General features: G+C 57.6%; 20 protein-coding genes and 2 tRNA genes. 10 read left to right on the forward strand and 12 right to left on the reverse strand.

The window, feature by feature from the left end:
* The first annotated feature begins 18 nt into the window (after positions 1–18).
* The 3 genes from MHK00_RS08590 (at position 19) to MHK00_RS11975 (ending at position 2,870) form a co-directional block, all read left to right on the forward strand.
* A complete protein-coding gene (locus MHK00_RS08590) occupies positions 19–1,233 on the forward strand; it encodes an alkylhydroperoxidase domain protein (RefSeq protein ID WP_250411364.1) in 1,215 nt (404 codons plus the stop codon).
* Positions 1,234–1,298: 65 nt separating this feature from the next.
* The gene (locus tag MHK00_RS08595; RefSeq protein ID WP_250411366.1) at positions 1,299–2,015 is read left to right on the forward strand and encodes an SDR family oxidoreductase; all 717 of its coding nucleotides are present in this window, start codon (positions 1,299–1,301) and stop codon (positions 2,013–2,015) included.
* 75 nt (positions 2,016–2,090) lie between these two features.
* On the forward strand, positions 2,091–2,870 hold the full coding sequence (locus tag MHK00_RS11975; protein ID WP_250411368.1) for a GntR family transcriptional regulator: 780 nt from the start codon (positions 2,091–2,093) through the stop codon (positions 2,868–2,870).
* Here the strand turns inward: MHK00_RS11975 and pepN are convergent.
* Positions 2,867–5,383 carry an aminopeptidase N gene (gene pepN / locus MHK00_RS08605; RefSeq protein ID WP_250411370.1) on the reverse strand — a complete coding sequence of 839 codons (2,517 nt, stop codon included), beginning with the start codon at positions 5,381–5,383 and terminating at the stop codon, positions 2,867–2,869. The genes MHK00_RS11975 and pepN overlap by 4 nt on opposite strands.
* A gap of 97 nt (positions 5,384–5,480) precedes the next feature.
* On the opposite strand from pepN, the gene MHK00_RS08610 reads away from it, so the two are divergent.
* Positions 5,481–6,104: a mycothiol-dependent nitroreductase Rv2466c family protein gene (locus MHK00_RS08610; RefSeq protein ID WP_179386891.1), complete on the forward strand. Its 624-nt coding sequence runs from the start codon at positions 5,481–5,483 to the stop codon at positions 6,102–6,104.
* On the opposite strand, the gene MHK00_RS08615 is transcribed toward MHK00_RS08610, so the two are convergent.
* Positions 6,101–6,505: an MFS transporter gene (locus MHK00_RS08615; RefSeq protein ID WP_198491951.1), complete on the reverse strand. Its 405-nt coding sequence runs from the start codon at positions 6,503–6,505 to the stop codon at positions 6,101–6,103. The two genes, MHK00_RS08610 and MHK00_RS08615, sit on opposite strands and share 4 nt — an antisense overlap.
* A 116-nt stretch (positions 6,506–6,621) precedes the next feature.
* Between MHK00_RS08615 and MHK00_RS08620 the strand changes: the two genes are divergently transcribed.
* Positions 6,622–7,095: a ribose-5-phosphate isomerase gene (locus MHK00_RS08620; protein WP_250411372.1), complete on the forward strand. Its 474-nt coding sequence runs from the start codon at positions 6,622–6,624 to the stop codon at positions 7,093–7,095.
* An 82-nt stretch (positions 7,096–7,177) separates the two neighbouring features.
* On the opposite strand, the gene MHK00_RS08625 is transcribed toward MHK00_RS08620, so the two are convergent.
* The 4 genes from MHK00_RS08625 to MHK00_RS08640 form a co-directional block, all read right to left on the reverse strand.
* Positions 7,178–8,011, reverse strand: coding sequence for an aldo/keto reductase (locus tag MHK00_RS08625; protein WP_250411374.1), 834 nt, complete (start codon positions 8,009–8,011; stop codon positions 7,178–7,180).
* Between the two features lie 18 nt (positions 8,012–8,029).
* Positions 8,030–8,662: a hypothetical protein gene (locus MHK00_RS08630; protein ID WP_250411376.1), complete on the reverse strand. Its 633-nt coding sequence runs from the start codon at positions 8,660–8,662 to the stop codon at positions 8,030–8,032.
* Positions 8,663–8,788: 126 nt separating this feature from the next.
* Positions 8,789–9,481: a nitroreductase family protein gene (locus tag MHK00_RS08635; protein WP_023020914.1), complete on the reverse strand. Its 693-nt coding sequence runs from the start codon at positions 9,479–9,481 to the stop codon at positions 8,789–8,791.
* Positions 9,482–9,585: 104 nt separating this feature from the next.
* Positions 9,586–9,660 (reverse strand) — tRNA-Gly (locus MHK00_RS08640).
* A gap of 122 nt (positions 9,661–9,782) precedes the next feature.
* Here MHK00_RS08640 and MHK00_RS08645 point away from each other — a divergent pair.
* The 3 genes from MHK00_RS08645 to tig all read left to right on the forward strand — a co-directional run bounded on the left by MHK00_RS08645 (position 9,783) and on the right by tig (position 12,255).
* The gene (locus MHK00_RS08645; RefSeq protein WP_250411378.1) at positions 9,783–10,598 is read left to right on the forward strand and encodes a DUF1542 domain-containing protein; all 816 of its coding nucleotides are present in this window, start codon (positions 9,783–9,785) and stop codon (positions 10,596–10,598) included.
* Between the two features lie 134 nt (positions 10,599–10,732).
* Positions 10,733–10,806, forward strand: a tRNA-Pro gene (locus tag MHK00_RS08650).
* A 90-nt stretch (positions 10,807–10,896) separates the two neighbouring features.
* Entirely contained in the window at positions 10,897–12,255 is a 1,359-nt protein-coding gene (gene tig, locus MHK00_RS08655; protein ID WP_250411379.1) for a trigger factor, read from the forward strand.
* Positions 12,256–12,427: 172 nt separating this feature from the next.
* Here tig and MHK00_RS08660 read toward each other — a convergent pair whose 3' ends face one another.
* The 6 genes from MHK00_RS08660 to MHK00_RS11925 form a co-directional block, all read right to left on the reverse strand.
* Positions 12,428–13,009 carry an NADPH-dependent FMN reductase gene (locus MHK00_RS08660; protein ID WP_250411381.1) on the reverse strand — a complete coding sequence of 194 codons (582 nt, stop codon included), beginning with the start codon at positions 13,007–13,009 and terminating at the stop codon, positions 12,428–12,430.
* Between the two features lie 39 nt (positions 13,010–13,048).
* Positions 13,049–13,219: a hypothetical protein gene (locus MHK00_RS08665; protein ID WP_005329175.1), complete on the reverse strand. Its 171-nt coding sequence runs from the start codon at positions 13,217–13,219 to the stop codon at positions 13,049–13,051.
* A gap of 85 nt (positions 13,220–13,304) precedes the next feature.
* Positions 13,305–14,330, reverse strand: coding sequence for a class 1b ribonucleoside-diphosphate reductase subunit beta (gene nrdF, locus MHK00_RS08670; RefSeq protein ID WP_023020918.1), 1,026 nt, complete (start codon positions 14,328–14,330; stop codon positions 13,305–13,307).
* A 52-nt stretch (positions 14,331–14,382) separates the two neighbouring features.
* Complete coding sequence (gene nrdE / locus MHK00_RS08675) at positions 14,383–16,578, reverse strand: class 1b ribonucleoside-diphosphate reductase subunit alpha (protein ID WP_005324048.1); 2,196 nt, start codon at positions 16,576–16,578, stop codon at positions 14,383–14,385.
* A gap of 51 nt (positions 16,579–16,629) precedes the next feature.
* Complete coding sequence (gene nrdI / locus MHK00_RS08680; protein WP_150850436.1) at positions 16,630–17,097, reverse strand: class Ib ribonucleoside-diphosphate reductase assembly flavoprotein NrdI; 468 nt, start codon at positions 17,095–17,097, stop codon at positions 16,630–16,632.
* Positions 17,098–17,212: 115 nt separating this feature from the next.
* A complete protein-coding gene (locus MHK00_RS11925; protein ID WP_005324050.1) occupies positions 17,213–17,893 on the reverse strand; it encodes a metal-dependent transcriptional regulator in 681 nt (226 codons plus the stop codon).
* Positions 17,894–18,031: 138 nt separating this feature from the next.
* On the opposite strand from MHK00_RS11925, the gene MHK00_RS08700 reads away from it, so the two are divergent.
* Both MHK00_RS08700 and MHK00_RS08705 read left to right on the forward strand, forming a co-directional pair.
* Entirely contained in the window at positions 18,032–18,631 is a 600-nt protein-coding gene (locus MHK00_RS08700; protein WP_005324051.1) for an ATP-dependent Clp protease proteolytic subunit, read from the forward strand.
* A gap of 20 nt (positions 18,632–18,651) precedes the next feature.
* Entirely contained in the window at positions 18,652–19,275 is a 624-nt protein-coding gene (locus MHK00_RS08705) for an ATP-dependent Clp protease proteolytic subunit (protein WP_005324052.1), read from the forward strand.
* Positions 19,276–19,412 lie beyond the last annotated feature (137 nt).

Below are 19,412 nucleotides of genomic sequence, written 5' to 3' on the forward strand. Positions count from 1 at the left end.
AAAGGTTGGACTGAAAATATGACTGACATTATTAATGAGCTCTCCCACGCCAGCGCCGAGGTGCAACAGCTGCGCCGTGCGCGCCATGATGCGCAGGACAATGCGCAACTGAGCTTTAGCGCTTTGCTCGAGCCGGCAGAGCCAGGCGAGTTCTCCTATACGGAGCGCTATGCCGTAGCGGCTTTTACCGCTGCAATCTACCAGGCGAGCGAGGCTGCGGATTTCTACTTCGACTTGCTGGAAGATGAGGCCGACGAGGACCTTGTTGCCGCCGTGCGCGCCGCGAGCCAGCGCGGTGTGTCCACCGGCCCGTATCACCAGGGTGATTTCCTTATCTTCGGCGATACCTCCGCGGAAGCCGCGCTGGGCACACGCCTAGCTGCGGCCTTTGATTGGGCGCACCTTCTGGCTTTCCACCCTAAGGACGCCTCCCCGCAGGCCATCGGGCACCTCGATGCCGCAGGATGGTCCGCTACGGATATCGTCAGCCTGTCCCAGCTGGTGGCATTTTTGGCCTTCCAGCTGCGCGTGGTCCACGGCCTGCGCGTACTTTCTGGCGAGGAGCCCGCATCCCACCCCGCAGCCGAGCGCGCCGCCGGCGTGGCCGATCCGGGTTGGGAGGTAACCGCGAACACGTTGCAGCCCAATACTGTGCTGCCGGACCACTTTGTCAACCACTCCCTGGGCTGGAAGCCCTGGGTAGAGGCGCTGGCGAAGGAGGATTTCACCGCGGTGCATACTGATGCCCTCATCAAGCCAGAGCGTATCGATTCCGAGTACTTCCGCTTGCTCGCCCGCGACCCTGCGGCCTTGAAGGCGCGCACGCTGACTGACCTGGACATTTTCTATAACACCGAGGGCGGCCTCTCCCGTGCGGACCGCGAGCTTGCCGCTACTGTGGCCTCGCGCTACAACGGCTGCGAGTACTGTGCCTCCGTGCACCAGGCGCGGTGCGTCCAGGAGGGCGGCGACCGTGAAATCGTAGACCGCCTCTTGGACGAGGGCATCGATGCTGACCTTGGCTCAAAGGAATGGGACCTTATCCGTCGCGCCGCGGTGGCGCTGACGGAAACCCCGTTTGCCTTCGATGCGGCACTATGCGCGGACCTGCGTGCAGCCGGATTCGATGATCAATCCATCCTGGACCTCATCTACGCTTCCTCCTTCTTCAACTGGGCTAATCGTTTGATGCTCACCCTGGGCCAACCGGACGTGCCTAAGCGCTTCCGCTAACTGCCTACCGGCGGCGACTGCTCCGGCGCGGCGCTGAAGGCGAAGGATCCCTATGATGGGGCGGCATGACTGATACTGAGAACGTCACCGCACCAGCACACTCGGAGAGCGAAGACCCGCAGAAGGTCGCCGTCGTCACCGGCGCTACCGGCGGCATGGGCCGCGAAATCATCGCTGACCTAGCCGGTGATTACCACGTGTACGCACTGGGCCGTAGCGCGGCGGAACTGCCCGAATCGGACTCCATTACGCCGGTAGCCATCGACCTCGTCGCCGGCCTCGATGAAGGCATGAAGCTGCCGGAGCTAGACCGCGTGGACGTGCTCGTCCACGCGGCTGCACGAGCTACCAAGTACTCCGTGGAGGAAGCCACGCCCGAAAATTGGCGCGCGCACATGGACCTCAACGTGCATGCCCCTGCTGAGCTGACCCGCGCCTTGCTGCCGCAGCTGCGCAAGGCGGAGGGCACCGTGGTCTTTATTAACTCTGGCGCAGGACGCCACAGCTACGGCGATAACGTCATCTACGCGGCGACCAAGCACGCGTTGTATGCACTCGCCGATGGACTGCGCATCTCTGAGCCGGGGATCCGCGTATCCACCGTGGCTCCGGGGCCTACCGATACACCGATGCTTAAGGGTCTGCAGGATTATGATCCCTCCCAGGTCATTGTCCCGGCTGAGGTGGCTCGTGCCATTCGTACGGTGGTGGAGGCAGGCCCCTCCACCCAGCTGACGGAAATCCAGGTCAGGCCGCGAATCGAGTTACATCTGCGCAAGTAGGAACGCAAGTAGTGGTAATGTACATCACACATTAATGGGGTTGGTTTCCAGGGGTGTCCATTACACTCGGGGGCTGTGACTTCCCAAAGCCGAAAACGGCCCGCCTATCTCCGTATCTCGGATGCCCTACGCGACAAGATCGAACGCAACGAATTAGAACCCGGTCAGAGATTTCCTACCGAACGCGAATTGGTCCGAGAATTTCATGTCGCGCGCATGACCGTGCGCCATGCTTTAGACATTTTGGAAGTAGAAGGCCTCATTGACCGCCGCCGCGGGCGCAGTGGTGGCACCTACGTGCGCACGGTTCCCCCTACACTGAGCCTGACCAACAAGGACAATATCGTCACCCAGCTGCGCGAGCGCGGGCACGATACCGCCGTGCGCGTGGTCTCCGTTAACAAGGCCCACGTGCCCAAGCATGTGGCAGCGGTATTGGGCGTTAGCGATTCCACCTTTGCGTGGGAGATCAAGCGCGTCTATACCGTCGATGGCAAGCCCGTCATCCTTTCGCGCTATACCATCCCGGTAGAGATGGCTCCCGATCTCAATCAGCACGATCTGCGCGAGCCCATCATGGAAATCCTGGCTGGCTATAGCCTCAAGCCCGTCTTTAAGCGCGAGAGCATGCGTGCCGCTACCGCCCGCACCGAAGAGCAGAAACTTTTGCACGTGAGCCGATCGCACCCGCTGCTTCGGTTCGTGCGGCTGCTCAAGACCAAATCGGGCGCGGTCTTTGCCTATATTGAAGAGTCGCTGCGCTCTGATATCGCCAACGTCGAGGTGGTCCTGGGTGAGGATCCCGCGCCGCAACCCCTACCGGGCCAGGGCAACGGCGCGGGAAAGCCGGCTTAGCTAGCGTCGACCTGGCGGTTGCGCAGCGCGCGGGCCACGCGGTCACGCTGCTCGGTGACCGTACGGCGCAGACCACCCGGCAGCTCCTTCTTCAAGAAGGCATCGGCGCGCTCTAGGCCCTTGTGCGTGATATCCCAGGAAGGGAAGAGGCCCGTCACGGTGGTCAGCGCCACCTCGGAGGACTGGGAAGACCATACCTTTTCCGCGATATCGAAGAATTCCGCGGTGGGCAGGAATTCATCGCTATGCGGGTAGAGCAGGCCTTCCAGCTTGGAGGTGAGCTCGCGGTTGGTGAGATTTCCCGCCACGATTTCTTTCCATACCGCGCGCTTGTTCTCGGCGGTTGCCACGGCTGCGCGGGCACGCAGGGAAGAGTAGTAGCCGGTGGCGGAGTTATCGCGCTCGAGTTGCGCGTCCGCGGCAGCGGGGACGTCTTCTACCGCGCCATCGGCGGCAAGTGCCGCCAGTGCGGACCAGCGCAGTCCCGCATCCTCGGAGGACTCGAGCACGCCCCGCAGGTACTCGCGCGCGCTATCGTGCAGGCGAATCTTCGCCAGTGCCTGGGTGCAGATGATGGAGCGCTGGGCATCGGGGCTGTGGGCGCCGTCGAGGAGGGCGTCGGCAAGCAGGGTGCTTTGGGCGGCCCACTGTGGGTCGGCATAGTTCTTGAGCGCGCTAGAGGCCTGCAGGACAATGCGCTCGAGCACGGCGAGCTCGGTCTCCGCCTGCATGCCGCGAGCGACCAGCTGGATGAAATCGCGGGCGCGCATAGTACCGGCGCGGGTCATCTCCCAGGCGGTAGACCAGCACAGGGTGCGGGCCATGGGATCGGCAAACTTATCAATATTGTCCAGCAGGAATTGCAGGGAACCCGCGTCCAGCTCGATGAGGCAATAGGTCAGGTCATCGTCGTTGGGCAGCAGGAAATCAATGTCTGCCAACTGGCGGCCGATGAGCTCTGGAATCTCGGTGGAAGCGCCATCGATATCCATCTCGATGCGATCGGTGCGCACCACCTTGCCGTCCTGCAGGTTATACAGGCCTACCGCCACGCGGTGGGTGCGCAGGGTATCGCCGGCCTGGGTGAGGTAAGCATGGGTAATCGTGCCAGACTCATCCGCATTGAGCGCCACGCTGAGCGTATTGATGCCGGAGGTCTTGAGCCACTGTTGCGCCCAGAAGGAAAGGTCGCGGCCGGAGGCCTCTTCCAGGTGGCGCAACAGATCATCAAAGGTGGCATTGCCCCATGCATGGGCGGCGAAGTGGCGGCGCACACCAGCCAGGAAGTTCTCGCGGCCGACATAAGCCTGCAGCTGCTTGAGCACTGAAGCGCCCTTGGCGTAAGTGATGCCATCGAAGTTTTGCTCCACCGTTTCGATATCGCTGGCATCGGTGGAAATCGGGTGGGTGGTCGGCAGCTGATCCTGCTGATAAGCCCAGGATTTTTCCACATTGGCAAAGGTTACCCACGCGGTATCGTATTCGGTTTCCTCCGCCTGGGAGATGGCGGCGGACCAGGTGGCGAAGGACTCATTGAGCCACAAATCGTCCCACCACTGCATGGTGACCAAGTCACCGAACCACATATGGGCTAACTCGTGCAGGACGGTATCGGCGCGGCGCTCGTACTTGTAGTGCGTGGCCTGGGAAGTAAAGACGTACTCATCGCGGATGGTGACGCAGCCGGCATTTTCCATCGCGCCGGCGTTGAACTCCGGCACGAAAATCTGGTCATACTTGCCAAAGGGGTAGGGGAAACCGAAGTTGCGGTGGTAGAAATCAAAGCCCTGCTTGGTCTCCGTGAACAGGCGCTCGGCATCCAGTGCGTGGGCGAGCGAAGCGCGGCAGTAGATGCCGAGTGGCACCTCGAGCTTTTGGGCCGGCTTGCCCTCTGGGTGTGCGGTCAGCTCGCCTCGCCAGGTATCGGTGACCTCGTGGTACGGGCCGGCGCAGAGGGCTACCAGGTAGGTGGACAACGGGTAGTCAATAGCCGTGCTGGCTACATCGCCCTCCCAGCTCACCGGGCCATTGCTAATGATGGTCCACTCTTCGGGCGCCTTGAAATGCAGCGCGTAGGTGGCCTTCATATCCGGCTGGTCAAAGCAGGCGAAGACGCGCTTGGCATCGGCGGTTTCAAACTGGGTATAAAGGTAGACCTTGTTATCAGCGGGGTCGACAAAGCGGTGCAGACCCTCACCGGTGCGGGAGTACGGGATTTTGGCGGTGACTTCTAGCGTGTAATCGGCTACCTGAAGGCCAGACAGGGGAATGCCGTAGGTGGGGTTATAGGACTCAGTGGGCAGGGGATTGCCGTTGAGGCGTACCTCCTGGATTTCCTCGGCGCGCAGATCAATAAAGGTGGAGCCGATCTCCTGCGAGGTGAAGCTCACCTTCGTGGTGGACAGGAAGTGGGTGTCTGAATACTTGAGGTCTAAAGTGACGTCGTAGTGGTTCACCTCGATCATTCGGGAGCGCTGGGCAGCTTCCTCGCGAGTCAGGTTTATAGAGGTCATGGCCTATATTCTCCTTCTAAGCCGAAAATAGTTCTGCATCCACAGTAGTCGTGCACCTAGGCTGGTGGGGCAAACTTTTTCAATCAAAGGAGTATTCATGGCTGACGCAGTAAAGTTCTGGTTCGACGTATCCTGCCCCTTCGCGTGGGCCACCTCGCGCTGGATTAAGGAAGTAGAAAAGGTGCGCGACATCGAGGTCGAGTTCGAGCCGATGTCCCTGTCCGTGCTCAATGACGGCCGCGATCTGGACTCCAACTACATGGACATGATGAAGGCTAACTGGGGCCCAGCCCGCGTCTTTGCCAAGGTCAAGGCCGAGCGCCCTGAGAAGGTAGACGAGCTCTACACCGCAATGGGCACCCTGATTCACGCCAAGGGCAACGGTATGCGCACCGGCTTTGGCGCCTATGATGACATCATCGCCCAAGCCCTAGCGGAGGTGGACCTCCCAGCAGAGTTCGCCGAGGTAGCCAATACCGAGGACTATGACGAGAAGCTGCGCGAGTACCACCACAACGGCATTTCCGCTGTGGGCGATGAGGTAGGCACCCCGGTTATCAAGCTGGGCGAGACCGCCTTCTTTGGCCCAGTTATTACCCGCATCCCTACCGGGGAAGAAGCAGGCGAGCTTTTCGACGCCTCCCTGCGCCTTGCCCAGTACCCCTACTTCTTCGAGCTCAAGCGCTCCCGCACCGAGATGCCCCAGGTGGAGGAGAACTAAGCGCTTTTCTCACGTCGGCGCAGCTGAATTGCGGCGCCGACACACAGCGCGATGGTCAGCGGGGTCAAGATGAATGCCGGCAGACCTGCGATATTGATAGAGGGAAGTTCCATGCCGGCCCGAAAGTCGTCCCACGCGACTAGCGCCCAGGATGCCCACGAGGCACCGGCAAGAAGCGCGATAATGCCGGCCGCAATTGCGCCCCCGTTGGACCTCGGTTTCCCGCGCACCTTTTGCGCAATCCACCACACTCCCAGGCCCAGGTGAGCCAAAGTGGCAAGAATGCTTGCGATAAGCGGGAGGAGGAAGCCCCCGCTGCCGGAAACTTGAACGCCAAGCATAATGATGCAGGCGAGAAGGCTCCCGCCGTAGAGCGCGAGGACTGGTTTGGTTATAGGCATGGCTTTCCTCCTTTATAGCGATTGTGGTCGCCCGCGAGCCTATCAGGAAAATGTAATACGAAACAGGGTGGGCGCTAAGCCTCCTCAAGGCGCGCCGGGCCGGTAGGATGTGGGCCATGCGCGTATATCTAGGAGCAGACCACGCAGGTTTCGAAACCAAGAACCTGATCGCTGAACACCTCACCAAGCAGGGCCACGAAGTCATTGACTGCGGCGCCCATACCTACGATGCCGAGGATGACTACCCGGCCTTTTGCATCGAAGCGGCACAACGCACCGTCAACGATCCGGGTTCCCTGGGCATCGTGCTAGGCGGTTCTGGCAATGGTGAGCAGATTGCTGCCAATAAGGTCAAGGGTGCTCGCTGCGCACTGGCGTGGTCCGCAGAGACCGCCCGCCTTGCCCGTGAGCACAACAATGCCCAGCTCATCGGCATCGGTGGCCGCATGCACTCCGAGGAGCAGGCACTGGAAATCGTCGACGCCTTCCTAGACCAAGAATGGTCCCGCGCGGAGCGCCACCAGCGCCGCATCGACATCTTGGCGGAATACGAGCGCACCGGCATCGCCCCGGAGTTGCCAGAGGCCTAAGCCACGCAAAACGCCGCGGACCAATGGTGGTTTCGCGGCGTTTCTGTGTGCGCACCGGCCGGCTCGGCCGAGGCGCTAAGGTTTAGGCGTCATTCATGTCATTCGGGTGCGGACCGCCGCGCCCCTCTTCGCCCTCATCCAAGGCGGTGATGGCAGACATCTCGTCCTCGGTGAGCTCAAAGCCGAAGACGTCGAAATTCTCCGCGATGCGCGATGGCGTGGCGGACTTGGGGAAGAGGATGACGCCATTCTGCAGGTGCCAGCGGATGACGACCTGCGCTGGGCTGACATCGTGCGCTGCAGCGGCGTCGGTGACCTCGGGGGCATCCAAAATATCGCTCTTACCCTGGCCCAAAGGCCCCCATGCCTCAATAGCTACGGTGTGGGCGCGGAAGGCGTCCAGCTCGCGCCAGCGCTGCAGGTAAGGGTGAAGCTCGACCTGATTGACCGCTGGCTTTGTATCGGTCTTGAGCTCCAGCTGTTCCAGGTGCTCCAGCTCGAAATTGGAGACGCCGATGGACTTTGTCTTGCCCTGCTTTTGCAACTCAATGAGCTGCTGCCAGGCTACGACGTAGTTTCCCTTCGCCGGGGTCGGCCAATGGATGAGGTAGAGATCCACATACTCCAAGCCGAGCTTTTCCAAGGACTCATCGAGCGCTGCAGCAGCATCGGTCTGGCGGTCATTCCACAGCTTGGTGGTGATAAAAAGCTCCTCGCGGGGAATGCCAGACTTGGCAATAGCCCGTCCTACGCCTTCCTCATTGCCGTAGATAGCGGCGGTATCAATATGGCGATAACCCACGCGCAGGGCCTCAGCTACCAGATCTTCGGTCTGCTCCGGATCCATCTGGAACACGCCAAAGCCCAGCTGCGGGATGGTATTGCCGTCATTTAGGGTGATGTTAGGTACGCTCATGCGCCCCAGACTACCTATCTATTGCAGCGGGCCGAGAGTGATGAAATTATTCCACGTCTCCCACTCATCCTGCAGGCGGGCACGCTCATGGGGCGGGGTAGCGGTGCCGTCGATAAGCGAGGCATCAATCATGCGCACTCCATTGTCAAAGAACAACGCGGCGTGTCCCGAGGCGCCGTGCCGCAGCACCGGTACCAAGTTCAATCCATCAAAGGACAGTTGCGCATTAGGGCGTACGTCGAGGCCGGCAATGGCAGCGAGCGTAGGCGCTAAGTCAATAGGGGAGACCAACTCATTATTCTCCCCGCTTTCGGCTACACCCGGCCACAACACGGACATAGGCGAATTTCCACCTAGTAGCGAGCAGACGGCGATGACGCCATTGACTTCGTTGAGTTCTTCCAGGCTGGGCTGCTCTAGCAAGCGAAAGACATCGCTACCGGCCGGCTGCGTATCCTCGCGCACCTCATAACCCACGCCCGCGAAAACCTCGCTAATACGCGTGGTGGCTTGGCGCTGCGGATATTGCCCGGTCAGCGTGCCGCGGCGGGAATCAGCGTACGTTTCCGACGGTACCCACGTGTTGTTGAAGCGCACGCCCCGCAGTGCAGTCTCAGGTGCATGGTCAAAGGTGGCAAGAGTGATATCCATAGCCATAATTCTAGGCTTGCCGAGGCGATTCAACGATTTCGTCCCCACAGATCGCCTGTCTCGTCGACGGTTGCGGTGGTTTAGATGGACGAAATCGTTGAAAGTAGCTTCCTGATGGGGCGGGGGCTAATCGAGGTCGAGGCCATCGATGCCGTGAACTGTCACGGTTTCCGAAAGTGGCGCGCGGCCTGGATTCGTTTTAAAGACCGGGCTCGATTCATCAGCTTTACCAAAGGTAATGGCGGTGACCAGCTTGTAGTCCTCGTCTACACCGAGGAATTCACGCGCAGTTGGCGCAATCAAGGAAATCATCCCCTGTGGGATGCCGTGGTAGCCGTGTGCTTCCAAAGAAAGCAGGAAGTTTTCGGTATAGGTTCCTTGGTCAAAGGCGGCGCGAATGCGGTCACCCATCGGCGGAATAAAGAGAAGTACCGCATGGGGTGCGCCAAAGAAGCGCAAGTTTTCGCGGATGAATTCCACGCGACCTGCTTTGTCCTCGCGCTCAATGCCCAGGAGGCCGTACATTTTGGCGGCTAGCTCTTGGGAGCGCTTGGGATGGATCCCCTCACCATAATCGGTGGTGAAGTCTGGGCTGAGCCCGTTGGTGTCGAATTCCTTAATAAGCGCGGCGCTTAGTTCCTTGAGCTTTTCTCCGCCCACCAAATGCACGTCCCACGGTTGGGTATTGGAGTTGGACGGTGCGGATTGAGCATCCAGCAAAACCTGCTTGATGTCTTCTACCGGCATGGGTTCTGGCAGGAACGCGCGGGGCGAATGGCGGCTGCGAATAAACTCGGAATACTTATTGGTTGAAGTCATGCGCGCCACCCTACACTTCGTCGCATGTTTTCGCCGTATACCGTGAACATCCAATGATGATGGGTGGAAAACGAAAAATCGCCCACCTAGAGGTGGGCGAAAACTGGAGGGAATGACGGGAATCGAACCCGCGTCTTCAGCTTGGAAGGCTGAGGTATTAGCCACTATACGACATTCCCACAACGCGCTATCTCAACGCTGGGCCATACTTTAGCGCAACCGCGGCCAAAAAAGAAAATAGGGAACTAGGCTGGCGCCTGAGCCGTTGTTATAAGAGGAACGGACCTATCTATAGAAAGCGATGATCATAGTGGGAATTTTGCTCGTTGCGCTGGCAATTGGTGGAGGCGCCTGGTTTATTTCCTCCCGTAGCTCTCACAAACGTCGAGAAGAACGTGAGGCACAGCAATTGGCCGATGCACAGGCTGATGCACGTCGGTGGATTGAACAGCTAGGTGGCCAAGTAATGCAGATTTCTGGCACGGATTCTGCCTCCCAGCAAGCGATGGCTGATGCTTCTGAGCGCTTTACCGCAGCTAACGCGGCGATTTCGCGTGCTACTACCGCCAAGCAGGCGAACTTGGCGCGCGAGTCTGCCCTGGAAGGCATGCATTATGTGAATGCCGCGCGCGAAATTATGGGCATGAACCCAGGCCCAGAACTCCCGCCGCTGGAGGGGCAGCGTGCGGCTGGCAAGGTGACGGAAGAGCGTACGGTCGAAGCGAATGGCCAGGAGATTACGGCCTCACCATATGCTTCTGCGAATACTCCCAACTACTACCCGGGTGGAATCGTGGCAGGGCGTCCGGTTCCGGCAGGTTGGTACTCCCGTCCATGGTGGGCCGATGCGCTGCAAACCGGCGTGTGGATGGTGGGCTACTCCATGATGTTTAATGCCCTATTCTCTGGCATGTCGGGCATTGGCTACTCTGCGGCTGCTGCAGAAAGAGGCGATTGGGGCGGTCCCGATGGTATGGGTGATGCTGGCGACCTGAGTGGTGACGCCGGTGACGCTGGCGACGTTGGTGGCGGCGATGATGGCGGCGGTTTCTTCGATGGTCTAACTGACGGCGACGGTGACGGCTTCTTTGATGGAATGTTTGATTTCGATTTCTAGCTGAAGCACTGTCAAAATCGGCCGTTGGGCTGCGTTTATACCTTTAAGTGGGGGTCCGTTTAGGAGATTTAAAACGGACACGGTACACTGTCTCAGGTATGCAACGCAGCCAAGGCAACTTGGTGGCCTACATACGGGGCGTGGCGCAGTTTGGTAGCGCACCTGCTTTGGGAGCAGGGGGTCGCAGGTTCAAATCCTGTCGCCCCGACGTATGGGGGTCTGGAAATGCCCTAATAAGGATTTCCGGACCCCCTTTAAGTTTATGTACGTAAAACAATGAAGCCAGGGAGATTCACTCGTGAAGACCACCGTAGACAAGCTGAGCGATACCCGCGTTAAGCTCACCGTCAACGTTCCGTTTGCGGAGCTGGACCAGGAAATCGATCAAGCTTACGCGGCAATCGCGCAGCAGGTTTCTATTCCAGGTTTCCGTAAGGGCAAGGCACCGCGCCAGCTTATTGATGCTCGCTTCGGCCGCGGCCCCATCCTGGAGCAGGTTGTCAATGACATGCTGCCTTCCCGTTACGAGCAGGCAGTCAAGGAAAACGATCTGAAGGTTATCGGCCAGCCGGACGTTGATATTTCCAAGATTGAGGATAAAGACTTCGTGGAGTTCACTGCCGAGGTTGATATCCGCCCTGAGTTCGAGGTCCCAGACTTCTCCAAGATTTCCGTTACCGTCCCGGCCCTGAAGGCTGACGAAGAGGACGTCGACAAGGCTCTGGAGGAGTTGGCAGAGCGTTTCGGTGAGCTCAAGGACACCAAGCGCAAGATGAAGACCGGCGACTACGCAATCATCGACATCACCGCTGAGATTGACGGCGAGAAGATCGAGGACGCTTCCACCGAGGGCCTGTCCTACCGCATCGGTGACGATGACCTCATCAAGGGCTTGGACACCGCCCTGCGTGGTATGAAGACCGGTGAGGATAACGAGTTCACTTCCACCATCCAGTCTGGCGAGCACAAGGACGAAGAGGCCACCATCAAGGTTCACGTCCAGCAGTCCAAGGAGCGCAAGCTGCCGGCCATGGACGATGAGTTCGCTCAGATGGCTTCCGAGTTCGACACCATGGATGAACTGCGCGAATCCACCAAGACCCAGGTGGAGGAGACCAAGAAGGCCGAGCAGGCTGCCCAGATTCGCGATGAGGTCTTGAAGTCCGCGCTCTCCGAGGTCGAATTCGAACTGCCGCAGTCCGTAGTGGACGAGCAGGCTCACTCCCAGCTGCACCAGATTCTGGGCCAGCTGGCTCACGATGAGAAGGCACTGGCTCAGTTGCTTGAGGCACAGGGCACTTCCCGCGAGGAGTTTGATAAGCAGACTCGTGAGCAGGCAGAAGAGTCCGTCCGCACTCAGCTGTTCCTCGACGCCGTAGCAGAAAAGGAAGAGCCGGAAGTTTCCCAGCAGGAGCTTACCGACCACATCCTGTTCACCGCTCAGTCCTACGGTATGGACCCGAACCAGTTCATCCAGCAGCTGCAGTCCAATGGTCAGATTGCTAACCTCTTCTCTGACGTCCGCCGTGGCAAGGCACTGGCTGCCGCTATCTGCCGCACCACCGTTAAGGACGAAGAGGGCAACGACGTGGATGTTGACCAGTACTTCGGTGAAATCGAAGAAGAGGACGCTGCAGAAGCTTCCGAGGAGAAGTAATCTCCCGCTTGTAACGCGCTGCTGCCACATGTGTGGTGGCGAGCGCGCATGAAACCCCGGATTCAGGTAACTCAAGGATGAGCCTGAATCCGGGGTTTGTGTCATTGTGAACGCCCTCTAGGAGTCTTTGAGTACTTCGAAGAGGGCGTGATGTGTGTTGGCTGGGGTACCGCTAGCCGTTCTTGGCTCTAAAGGCCTCGTCGGTCAACTGCAGGAAGCGCATAACGTAATCCTTGACAAAGTCTGCGGTACGTTGATTGAGATGTCCGGACTCTTCGAAAAGGGTGGGGGATTGGCCCAGAAATACTTCGGGCTGACCAGGGAGCGGCATGTCGAAGTAGGACAGAGCGAGGCGAAGGTTCTTCTGTGAACTGTAGCCGCCCATGCGGCCTACAGAGTGGCTAATGATACCTGCGGGAAGGTTCTTCCACGCCACATCTGAGTTGGGTTTAGAGCCGATGTCCACTGCGTTTTTGAGGCAGGCAGGGATAGTGCGGTTGTTCTCTGGCGTAATGAAGAGGATCCCGCTCGAGTTCTTGATGGTCTCGCGAAAGGTGGTGTACTCAGCCGGAGTGGGCTTGTCCGTGACGGCGGGGTCATCGTAGTCGAAGTCATAGAGCGGCAAGTCACGGATTTCCACGATGTTTGCCTCGTAGCCGTCAGGGATCATCGTGAGCACCTCGTGTGCAATCTTGCGTGCAAATGACTCTCGGCGCAGGCTGCCGACGATAACGCTGATACGTGGGGTGGTCATGGTAAACCTTCTTTCTTAGTTGGGTGTAGGGAGACGTGGTCAAGGGAGAAAAGGCTTGCAGCCAAAGGCCGGTGGTGGGCCGGCAGCGTGGGCGGCGGTGAGGAAGCCATCTACTTTGTCTCCTTCTTCATGGCGGAAGTACAGTTCGATGAGTCCTAGAAGCCCCCCGAGGACGGCCTCTCGTGCGGCGGATGTATTCAACAGCCGCATGGCTGCGGGTTGGTTTCCTTCGCGGATGGCTTCAAACAGCGCGATGGTCTCAAGCCAGCTTCCTTGGTCCGGTCGCGGAAAAGGTTTAGAAATCCCAGTCATCATCACTCGTTTCTTCAGCAGTACCAATGACATAGGAGGAACCAGATCCGGAGAAGAAGTCATGGTTCTCATCTGCTCCAGGGGCTAGGGCCGCGAGGATTTCTGGGTTCACTTCCGTTTCTTCGGGCGGGAAATAATCCGGGTAGCCCAAATTCATGAGTGCCTTATTGGCGTTATAGCGAACGAACACGGCTACATCATCCATGAGTCCCAAAGGCTCATATAGCTCGCCGGAATAGTCCAGCTCTAGTGCATAAAGCTCTTCGAGCAAAGAAATGGTGAAATCATGCATCTCCTTCTGCCGTAGCGGGGTCGTGGATTCCAGACCGCGCTGATATTTGTAACCCGAGTAGTAGCCGTGCACTGCCTTGTCACGCAGAATGAGGCGGATCATGTCTGCCGTATTTGTCAGGGTGGCGTGGACAGAAAAGTGCAAGGGAAGATAGAAACCCGCGTAGAGAAGCAGCGAGGAAAGCAACGTCGATGACACCTTGCGTTTGAGTGGATCCGGCCCAAAATAGTGCGCGAGAACTTTCTTGGCGCGTGCCTGGAGAAGGTCGTTATTCACCGCCCAGCGGTATGCTTCATCAATTTCCTTTGTACTGCTCAGGGTAGAAAACACTGAAGAGTATGAACGGGCATGGACTGACTGCATGAAGGCGATGTTGGTATACACGGCCTCCTCGTGTTCGGTGCGGGCATCTTGAATCTGACAGATTTCACCCACGGTGGCCTGGACAGTATCCAGGGTGGTGAGTCCTGTGAACACCCGCATGGTGAGGTTGCGTTCCTCGGGTGTCATCTTCTGCCACGCCGGGAGATCATTAGAAAGCGGGACCTTCTCTGGCAACCAAAAGTTGGCGGTTAGACGGTTCCACACTTCAAGATCCTTGTCATCGCTCACCCGGTTCCAATTGATGGCGCGGATGCGGGCTGAAGGATCATGCCGGTAGCTCGGCGGAGTAACTGAAATGCTGGTTAGTTCAGCACTATTCGATGTTGACGACATAGCTTCTTTCTTTCTGAGTGAATGGTTGTGGACAAGGGGGAGGACCGTGCTCCTACAAAGCACAGGAGACGCAGCCTTCGACCTCGGTTCCTTGGAGCGCGGATTGGCGTAAACGGATGTAGTAGAGGGTCTTGATTCCGGCTTTCCAGGCGTAGATTTGTGCCTTGTTGATGTCCCGCGTGGTGGTATCAGCGGTAAAGAACAAGGTCAGGGAAAGCCCTTGGTCCACGTGTTGGGTGGCCATGGCGTAGGTGTCGATGATTTTTTCGTATCCCACGGCGTAGGAGTCATCGAAATACTCCAGGTTGTCGTTGGTCATTTCCGGCGCGGGGTAGTACACGCGCCCCAAGCGGCCTTCCTTGCGTATTTCAATTTTGGAGGCAATTGGGTGGATGGACGCGGTGGAGTCATTGATGTAGGAAATTGATCCAGTGGGTGGAACTGCCTGCAAGTAGGCGTTGTAGATGCCGTCTTGCATCACTTGATTCTTGAGCCGTAGCCAATCCTCGCGTTGAGGGATCTGCACGCCTGCTTCGTGGAAGAGCTGTTTTACGTGTTCAGTGGCTGGCGCCCAGTCTTGGTCGATGTATTTGTCAAAGTAGGCGCCAGTGGCATAGGTGGATTCTTCGAAGCCTGTGAATCGTTGACCTTTTTCAACCGCGAGTGCATGGGATGCGCGGAGCGCATGGTAGGTCACCGTGAGGAAATAGATATTTGTAAAGTCCAGTGCCTCGGCGCAGCCATAAGGAATACGCTGTGAAGCAAGGAAGCCGTGGAGATTCATTTGGCCCAGACCAATGGCATGCATGGAAGCATTTCCGTGAGCGATGGAGGGAACAGCTTCGATATTCGTCAGGTCTGAAACCTTCGTGAGGGCACGCACTGCGGTTTCGACGGTCTCCCCGAAGTCCGGCGATTCAAAAGCCTTCGCAATGTTGAGCGAACCTAGATTGCAGGAAATATCCTGGCCAACGGTGGTGTAGTCACCCGAAGCTCCGTAGGTCGATGGCGTGTTGACCTGGAGGATTTCGCTACACAGGTTGGACATATTGATATGTCCTTTGAGGGGATTAGCGCGGTTGACCGTATCCTCAAAGAGGATGTAGGGGTATCCGGATTCAAACTGAAGCTCAGCCAGCGTGGTGAAAAACTCGCGGGCCTTAATGGTCGTGTGAGAGATTCGCGGATTGGCAACCAGCTCGTCGTAGTACTCGGTGATGGACATGTCAGACATGGCTACGCCGTACTCGCGAGCGATGTCATACGGGCTAAAAAGATGCATATCCTTGTTCTCTTTGGCCAGACGGAAGGTTATATCTGGAATAACAACCCCCAGCGAAAGAGTCTTGATGCGGACTTTCTCATCGGCATTTTCCCGCTTGGTATCCAGGAAGCGAAGAATATCTGGATGGTGCGCATGCAGGTAGACGGCTCCAGCGCCCTGCCGGGAGCCCAATTGGTTGGCATAGCTGAAGCTATCTTCGAGAATCTTCATGACTGGGACTACGCCGGAAGCCTGGTTCTCAATCTTTTTGATCGGGGCTCCGGATTCGCGCAGATTGCTCAGCAACAGGGCCACTCCACCACCGCGCTTTGATAGTTGCAGTGCAGAGTTCACGCAGCGGCCAATGCTCTCCAAATTGTCTTCGATTCGCAGGAGGAAGCAGGAGACCATTTCGCCGCGCTGGGCTTTGCCTGCGTTGAGAAAAGTAGGGGTGGCGGGCTGGAAGCGTCCGGTCATGATGTCATCCACCAGCTTTTCTGCGAGCTCTTCGTCGCCCTGTGCAAGGTATAAAGCTGTGGTGGCGACGCGTTCTTCGTAGCCTTCTAGGAATCGGGAGCCATCAAAGGTTTTCAGTGCATATGAAGTGAAGAACTTAAATGCGCCGAGGAAAGTGCGGAACTGATGCTTAACTCGATGTGCTCTGTCGTACATGGCGCACAGAAAGGCGTCATCATAAAGCTCAAGGAAATCCCGCTCGTAGTACTCGTTATCAACCAACCATTCCAAGCGTTGCTTGGTGGAATCGAACTGATGCATGCGGGGAGCGACATGGTGTGTGACATAGTCTTGTGCTGCCTGAATGTCCTTGTCAAACTGGATTTTTCCAGAAGCGTCGAACAAGTTCAGCTGCGCGTTGAGTGCGTGGTAGCTCTTGCGCTTGCCGACACCGCCGGCATTGTCTGCTGAAGCGGTGCGGGGCGTAGCGCCAATAGTCTGTGTGGGGGTGGCATCAAGAGGCCACATTGTGTTTTCCAATCTGTGTGATGCGGATGTGTTCTTCATCTTGTGGGGGGATTAATGGGGTGTCATCGTTAGCTGCTTTTGCTGCTTCCAAAACTTCTGAAGGCCCTGCTTTACGGCGGCGATGTCCTTCTGGGTGCCGAGAAGCTCGAAGTGATACAGCTCCGGTACGTGGCACTTGGCGGAAATGATGCGTCCGGCGACGCAGTAAGCACTTCCGAAGTTGGTATTCCCTGAGGTAATAACGCCCCGGATAAAGGAGCGGTTGATTGGGTCATTGAGGAAGTCGATGACCTGTTTGGGGACTGCGCGTTTGAGCGAGCCGCCGCCGTAGGTGGGAACGATGAGTACGTACGGGTGTGAAACCTGGATCATCCCGGTTTTCTTGGGGCGCAGTGGAATGCGCACCGCGGGTCTATCTAAGCGTTCGACGAATCTTTTCGTGTTCTCTGAAACGCTGGAAAAGTACACCAAATCTGGTGAGTCTGACATGGCAATCCTGCTCATCCTGGCCTTAGCCATAAGTGGGGTAGGTGATATTCGAAAAGACTAACTACGTAATCACGTAGTTGCAACTACGGTCTAACGTAGTTTTGAAAAGGGCAGGTGAGAGCAGGATTAATGCAAAGGGGAATGTCTAAAGGTTGTGGTGTGCTACAAACACTGCGTCGGTAGCTGGGCGTCCAAGTACTACCCACTGAGTGCCGCCGGCCACCTGTATTTCGAGAGAATCTGAAAAGGGCGCTCCCTCGCGTGTGCTAAGAACAGCCCCAGTGACAATGCCGCGCTCTTCAAGGAACTTCAGCAGTTGTGGGTCGGAATCAGAAATGCGTTCCACGGTCACCTGCGATTGTGCACCGCTGTCGGTGAGGCGATGCGCACTGGGGATGGTGATCTGTCCATCAACCGTAGGGATAGGATCGCCGTGCGGATCCCTAGTGGGGTAATCAAGGAACTTATCCACACGTTCTATGAGCATGTCAGACACCGCGTGTTCGAGATTTTCGGCTTCATTATGGACTTCGTCCCAGGTGTAGCCCAATGCTTGAACCAAAAAAGACTCAAGCAATCGGTGACGGCGCACCATGACCAATGCGTACTGCCTGCCAAGTTCGGTTAACTCCACAGAGCCATAGGGCGTGTGTGACACGAGCCCTTGCTTCGCCATTTTGCGCACTGCATCGGAAACCGAGGAGAGCTTGAGTCCCAGCTGTTTCGCTATAAGCGTGGCGGTAACGGGCTCGGATGACCATTCCTTTAGCCCCCAGATAGCTTTCAAATAGTTCTGGGTACTGGTGGACAGCTCGGAAACAGACATGAGTAAATGTTAACCCAGCTTCCGTGTGCGCCTTTGGCGCTGTGGCCCAACGCTCATAGCGAACAGAGGCCAAGTTTGAGAGGAATGCCGGTAAGGTGGGGCCAGTTAAAGCATTCTTCACTTGAAGGAGAACCACTAATGTCTGAGAAGATTTCAATGAACTCGTCGTCTACGGGTATGAATCTGAGCGATAGCGTGTACGAGCGCCTGTTGCGCGAGCGCATTATCTTCCTGGGAACCCAGGTCGATGATGAGATTGCGAACAAGCTGTGCGCCCAGATCCTCCTGCTGTCCGCCGAGGACCCCACTCGCGACATTTCGCTCTACATCAACTCCCCGGGTGGCTCTGTCACTGCGGGCATGGCTATTTATGACACCATGAAGTACTCGCCGTGCGATATTGCCACGTACGGCATGGGCCTGGCTGCCTCCATGGGTCAGTTCCTGCTTTCCGGCGGCACCAAGGGCAAGCGCTACGCTCTGCCGCACGCGCGCATTATGATGCACCAGCCTTCCGCTGGTGTCGGTGGTACCGCTGCGGATATCGCGATCCAGGCTGAGCAGTTTGCTCAGACTAAGCGCGAGATGGCCGAGCTCATTGCAGAGCACACCGGCCAGACTTTTGAGCAGATCACCAAAGACTCCGATCGTGACCGTTGGATGACCGCACAGCAGGCTAAGGACTACGGCATTGTTGACCATGTCATTGAGTCCGTTAACGGTCCGCTGAGCAACTAGGGAATAAGGAGAAAATCACTATGAATCAATCCCAGATGCCAAGTTCCCGCTACGTTCTGCCGTCCTTCATTGAGCAGTCCGCACAGGGCACTAAGGAAACCAACCCATACTCCAAGCTTTTTGAAGAGCGCATCATCTTCCTGGGGACCCAGGTGGATGATACTTCCGCCAATGACATCATGGCGCAGTTGCTGGTCCTGGAGTCCCAGGACCCAGACCGCGATATCACGATGTACATCAACTCCCCGGGCGGCTCCTTTACCGCGCTGATGGCCATCTATGACACCATGCGCTACGTCCGCCCGGACGTGCAGACCGTGTGCTTGGGCCAGGCCGCTTCGGCGGCAGCTGTGCTGCTTGCCGCCGGTGCGCCGGGCAAGCGTGCAGCTTTGCCGAACTCCCGCGTGCTCATTCACCAGCCGGCAACTCAGGGTACTCAGGGTCAGGTTTCTGATCTAGAGATCCAGGCCGCCGAGATTGAGCGCATGCGCAAGCTGATGGAAACCACCCTGTCTGAGCACACCGGTCGTACCGCTGAGCAGATCCGCATTGATACGGATCGCGATAAGATTCTGACCGCTCAGGAAGCCGTTGAATACGGCATCATCGATACGGTCTTTGATTACCGCAAGCTCAACGCTTAATTTGGAATAACTCATTCTAGGTAGCCCCTGCCGCTCAACCGAGTTCCGGTTGTGAGGCAGGGGCTTTCAGCATTGTGGGGCAGGGAAGGGGCAATGCCCGGTAAATCTTGCTGCACCCGAATGGGGTAAGTCTCTCT

Source organism: Corynebacterium tuberculostearicum, assembly GCF_022347385.1.
GTDB lineage: Bacteria > Actinomycetota > Actinomycetes > Mycobacteriales > Mycobacteriaceae > Corynebacterium > Corynebacterium tuberculostearicum_M.

Excerpts from the sequence above, each read along its gene's own strand:
- MHK00_RS08590 (WP_250411364.1), top strand. The coding sequence starts at position 19 with ATGACTGACATTATTAATGAGCTCTCCCACGCCAGCGCCGAGGTGCAA.
- MHK00_RS08595 (WP_250411366.1), top strand. The coding sequence starts at position 1,299 with ATGACTGATACTGAGAACGTCACCGCACCAGCACACTCGGAGAGCGAA.
- pepN (WP_250411370.1), bottom strand. The coding sequence starts at position 5,383 with ATGACCTCTATAAACCTGACTCGCGAGGAAGCTGCCCAGCGCTCCCGA.
- MHK00_RS08610 (WP_179386891.1), top strand. The coding sequence starts at position 5,481 with ATGGCTGACGCAGTAAAGTTCTGGTTCGACGTATCCTGCCCCTTCGCG.
- MHK00_RS08615 (WP_198491951.1), bottom strand. The coding sequence starts at position 6,505 with ATGCCTATAACCAAACCAGTCCTCGCGCTCTACGGCGGGAGCCTTCTC.
- MHK00_RS08620 (WP_250411372.1), top strand. The coding sequence starts at position 6,622 with ATGCGCGTATATCTAGGAGCAGACCACGCAGGTTTCGAAACCAAGAAC.
- MHK00_RS08625 (WP_250411374.1), bottom strand. The coding sequence starts at position 8,011 with ATGAGCGTACCTAACATCACCCTAAATGACGGCAATACCATCCCGCAG.
- MHK00_RS08630 (WP_250411376.1), bottom strand. The coding sequence starts at position 8,662 with ATGGATATCACTCTTGCCACCTTTGACCATGCACCTGAGACTGCACTG.
- MHK00_RS08635 (WP_023020914.1), bottom strand. The coding sequence starts at position 9,481 with ATGACTTCAACCAATAAGTATTCCGAGTTTATTCGCAGCCGCCATTCG.
- MHK00_RS08645 (WP_250411378.1), top strand. The coding sequence starts at position 9,783 with ATGATCATAGTGGGAATTTTGCTCGTTGCGCTGGCAATTGGTGGAGGC.
- MHK00_RS08660 (WP_250411381.1), bottom strand. The coding sequence starts at position 13,009 with ATGACCACCCCACGTATCAGCGTTATCGTCGGCAGCCTGCGCCGAGAG.
- MHK00_RS08665 (WP_005329175.1), bottom strand. The coding sequence starts at position 13,219 with ATGCGGCTGTTGAATACATCCGCCGCACGAGAGGCCGTCCTCGGGGGG.
- nrdF (WP_023020918.1), bottom strand. The coding sequence starts at position 14,330 with ATGTCGTCAACATCGAATAGTGCTGAACTAACCAGCATTTCAGTTACT.
- nrdE (WP_005324048.1), bottom strand. The coding sequence starts at position 16,578 with ATGTGGCCTCTTGATGCCACCCCCACACAGACTATTGGCGCTACGCCC.
- nrdI (WP_150850436.1), bottom strand. The coding sequence starts at position 17,097 with ATGGCTAAGGCCAGGATGAGCAGGATTGCCATGTCAGACTCACCAGAT.
- MHK00_RS11925 (WP_005324050.1), bottom strand. The coding sequence starts at position 17,893 with ATGTCTGTTTCCGAGCTGTCCACCAGTACCCAGAACTATTTGAAAGCT.
- MHK00_RS08700 (WP_005324051.1), top strand. The coding sequence starts at position 18,032 with ATGTCTGAGAAGATTTCAATGAACTCGTCGTCTACGGGTATGAATCTG.
- MHK00_RS08705 (WP_005324052.1), top strand. The coding sequence starts at position 18,652 with ATGAATCAATCCCAGATGCCAAGTTCCCGCTACGTTCTGCCGTCCTTC.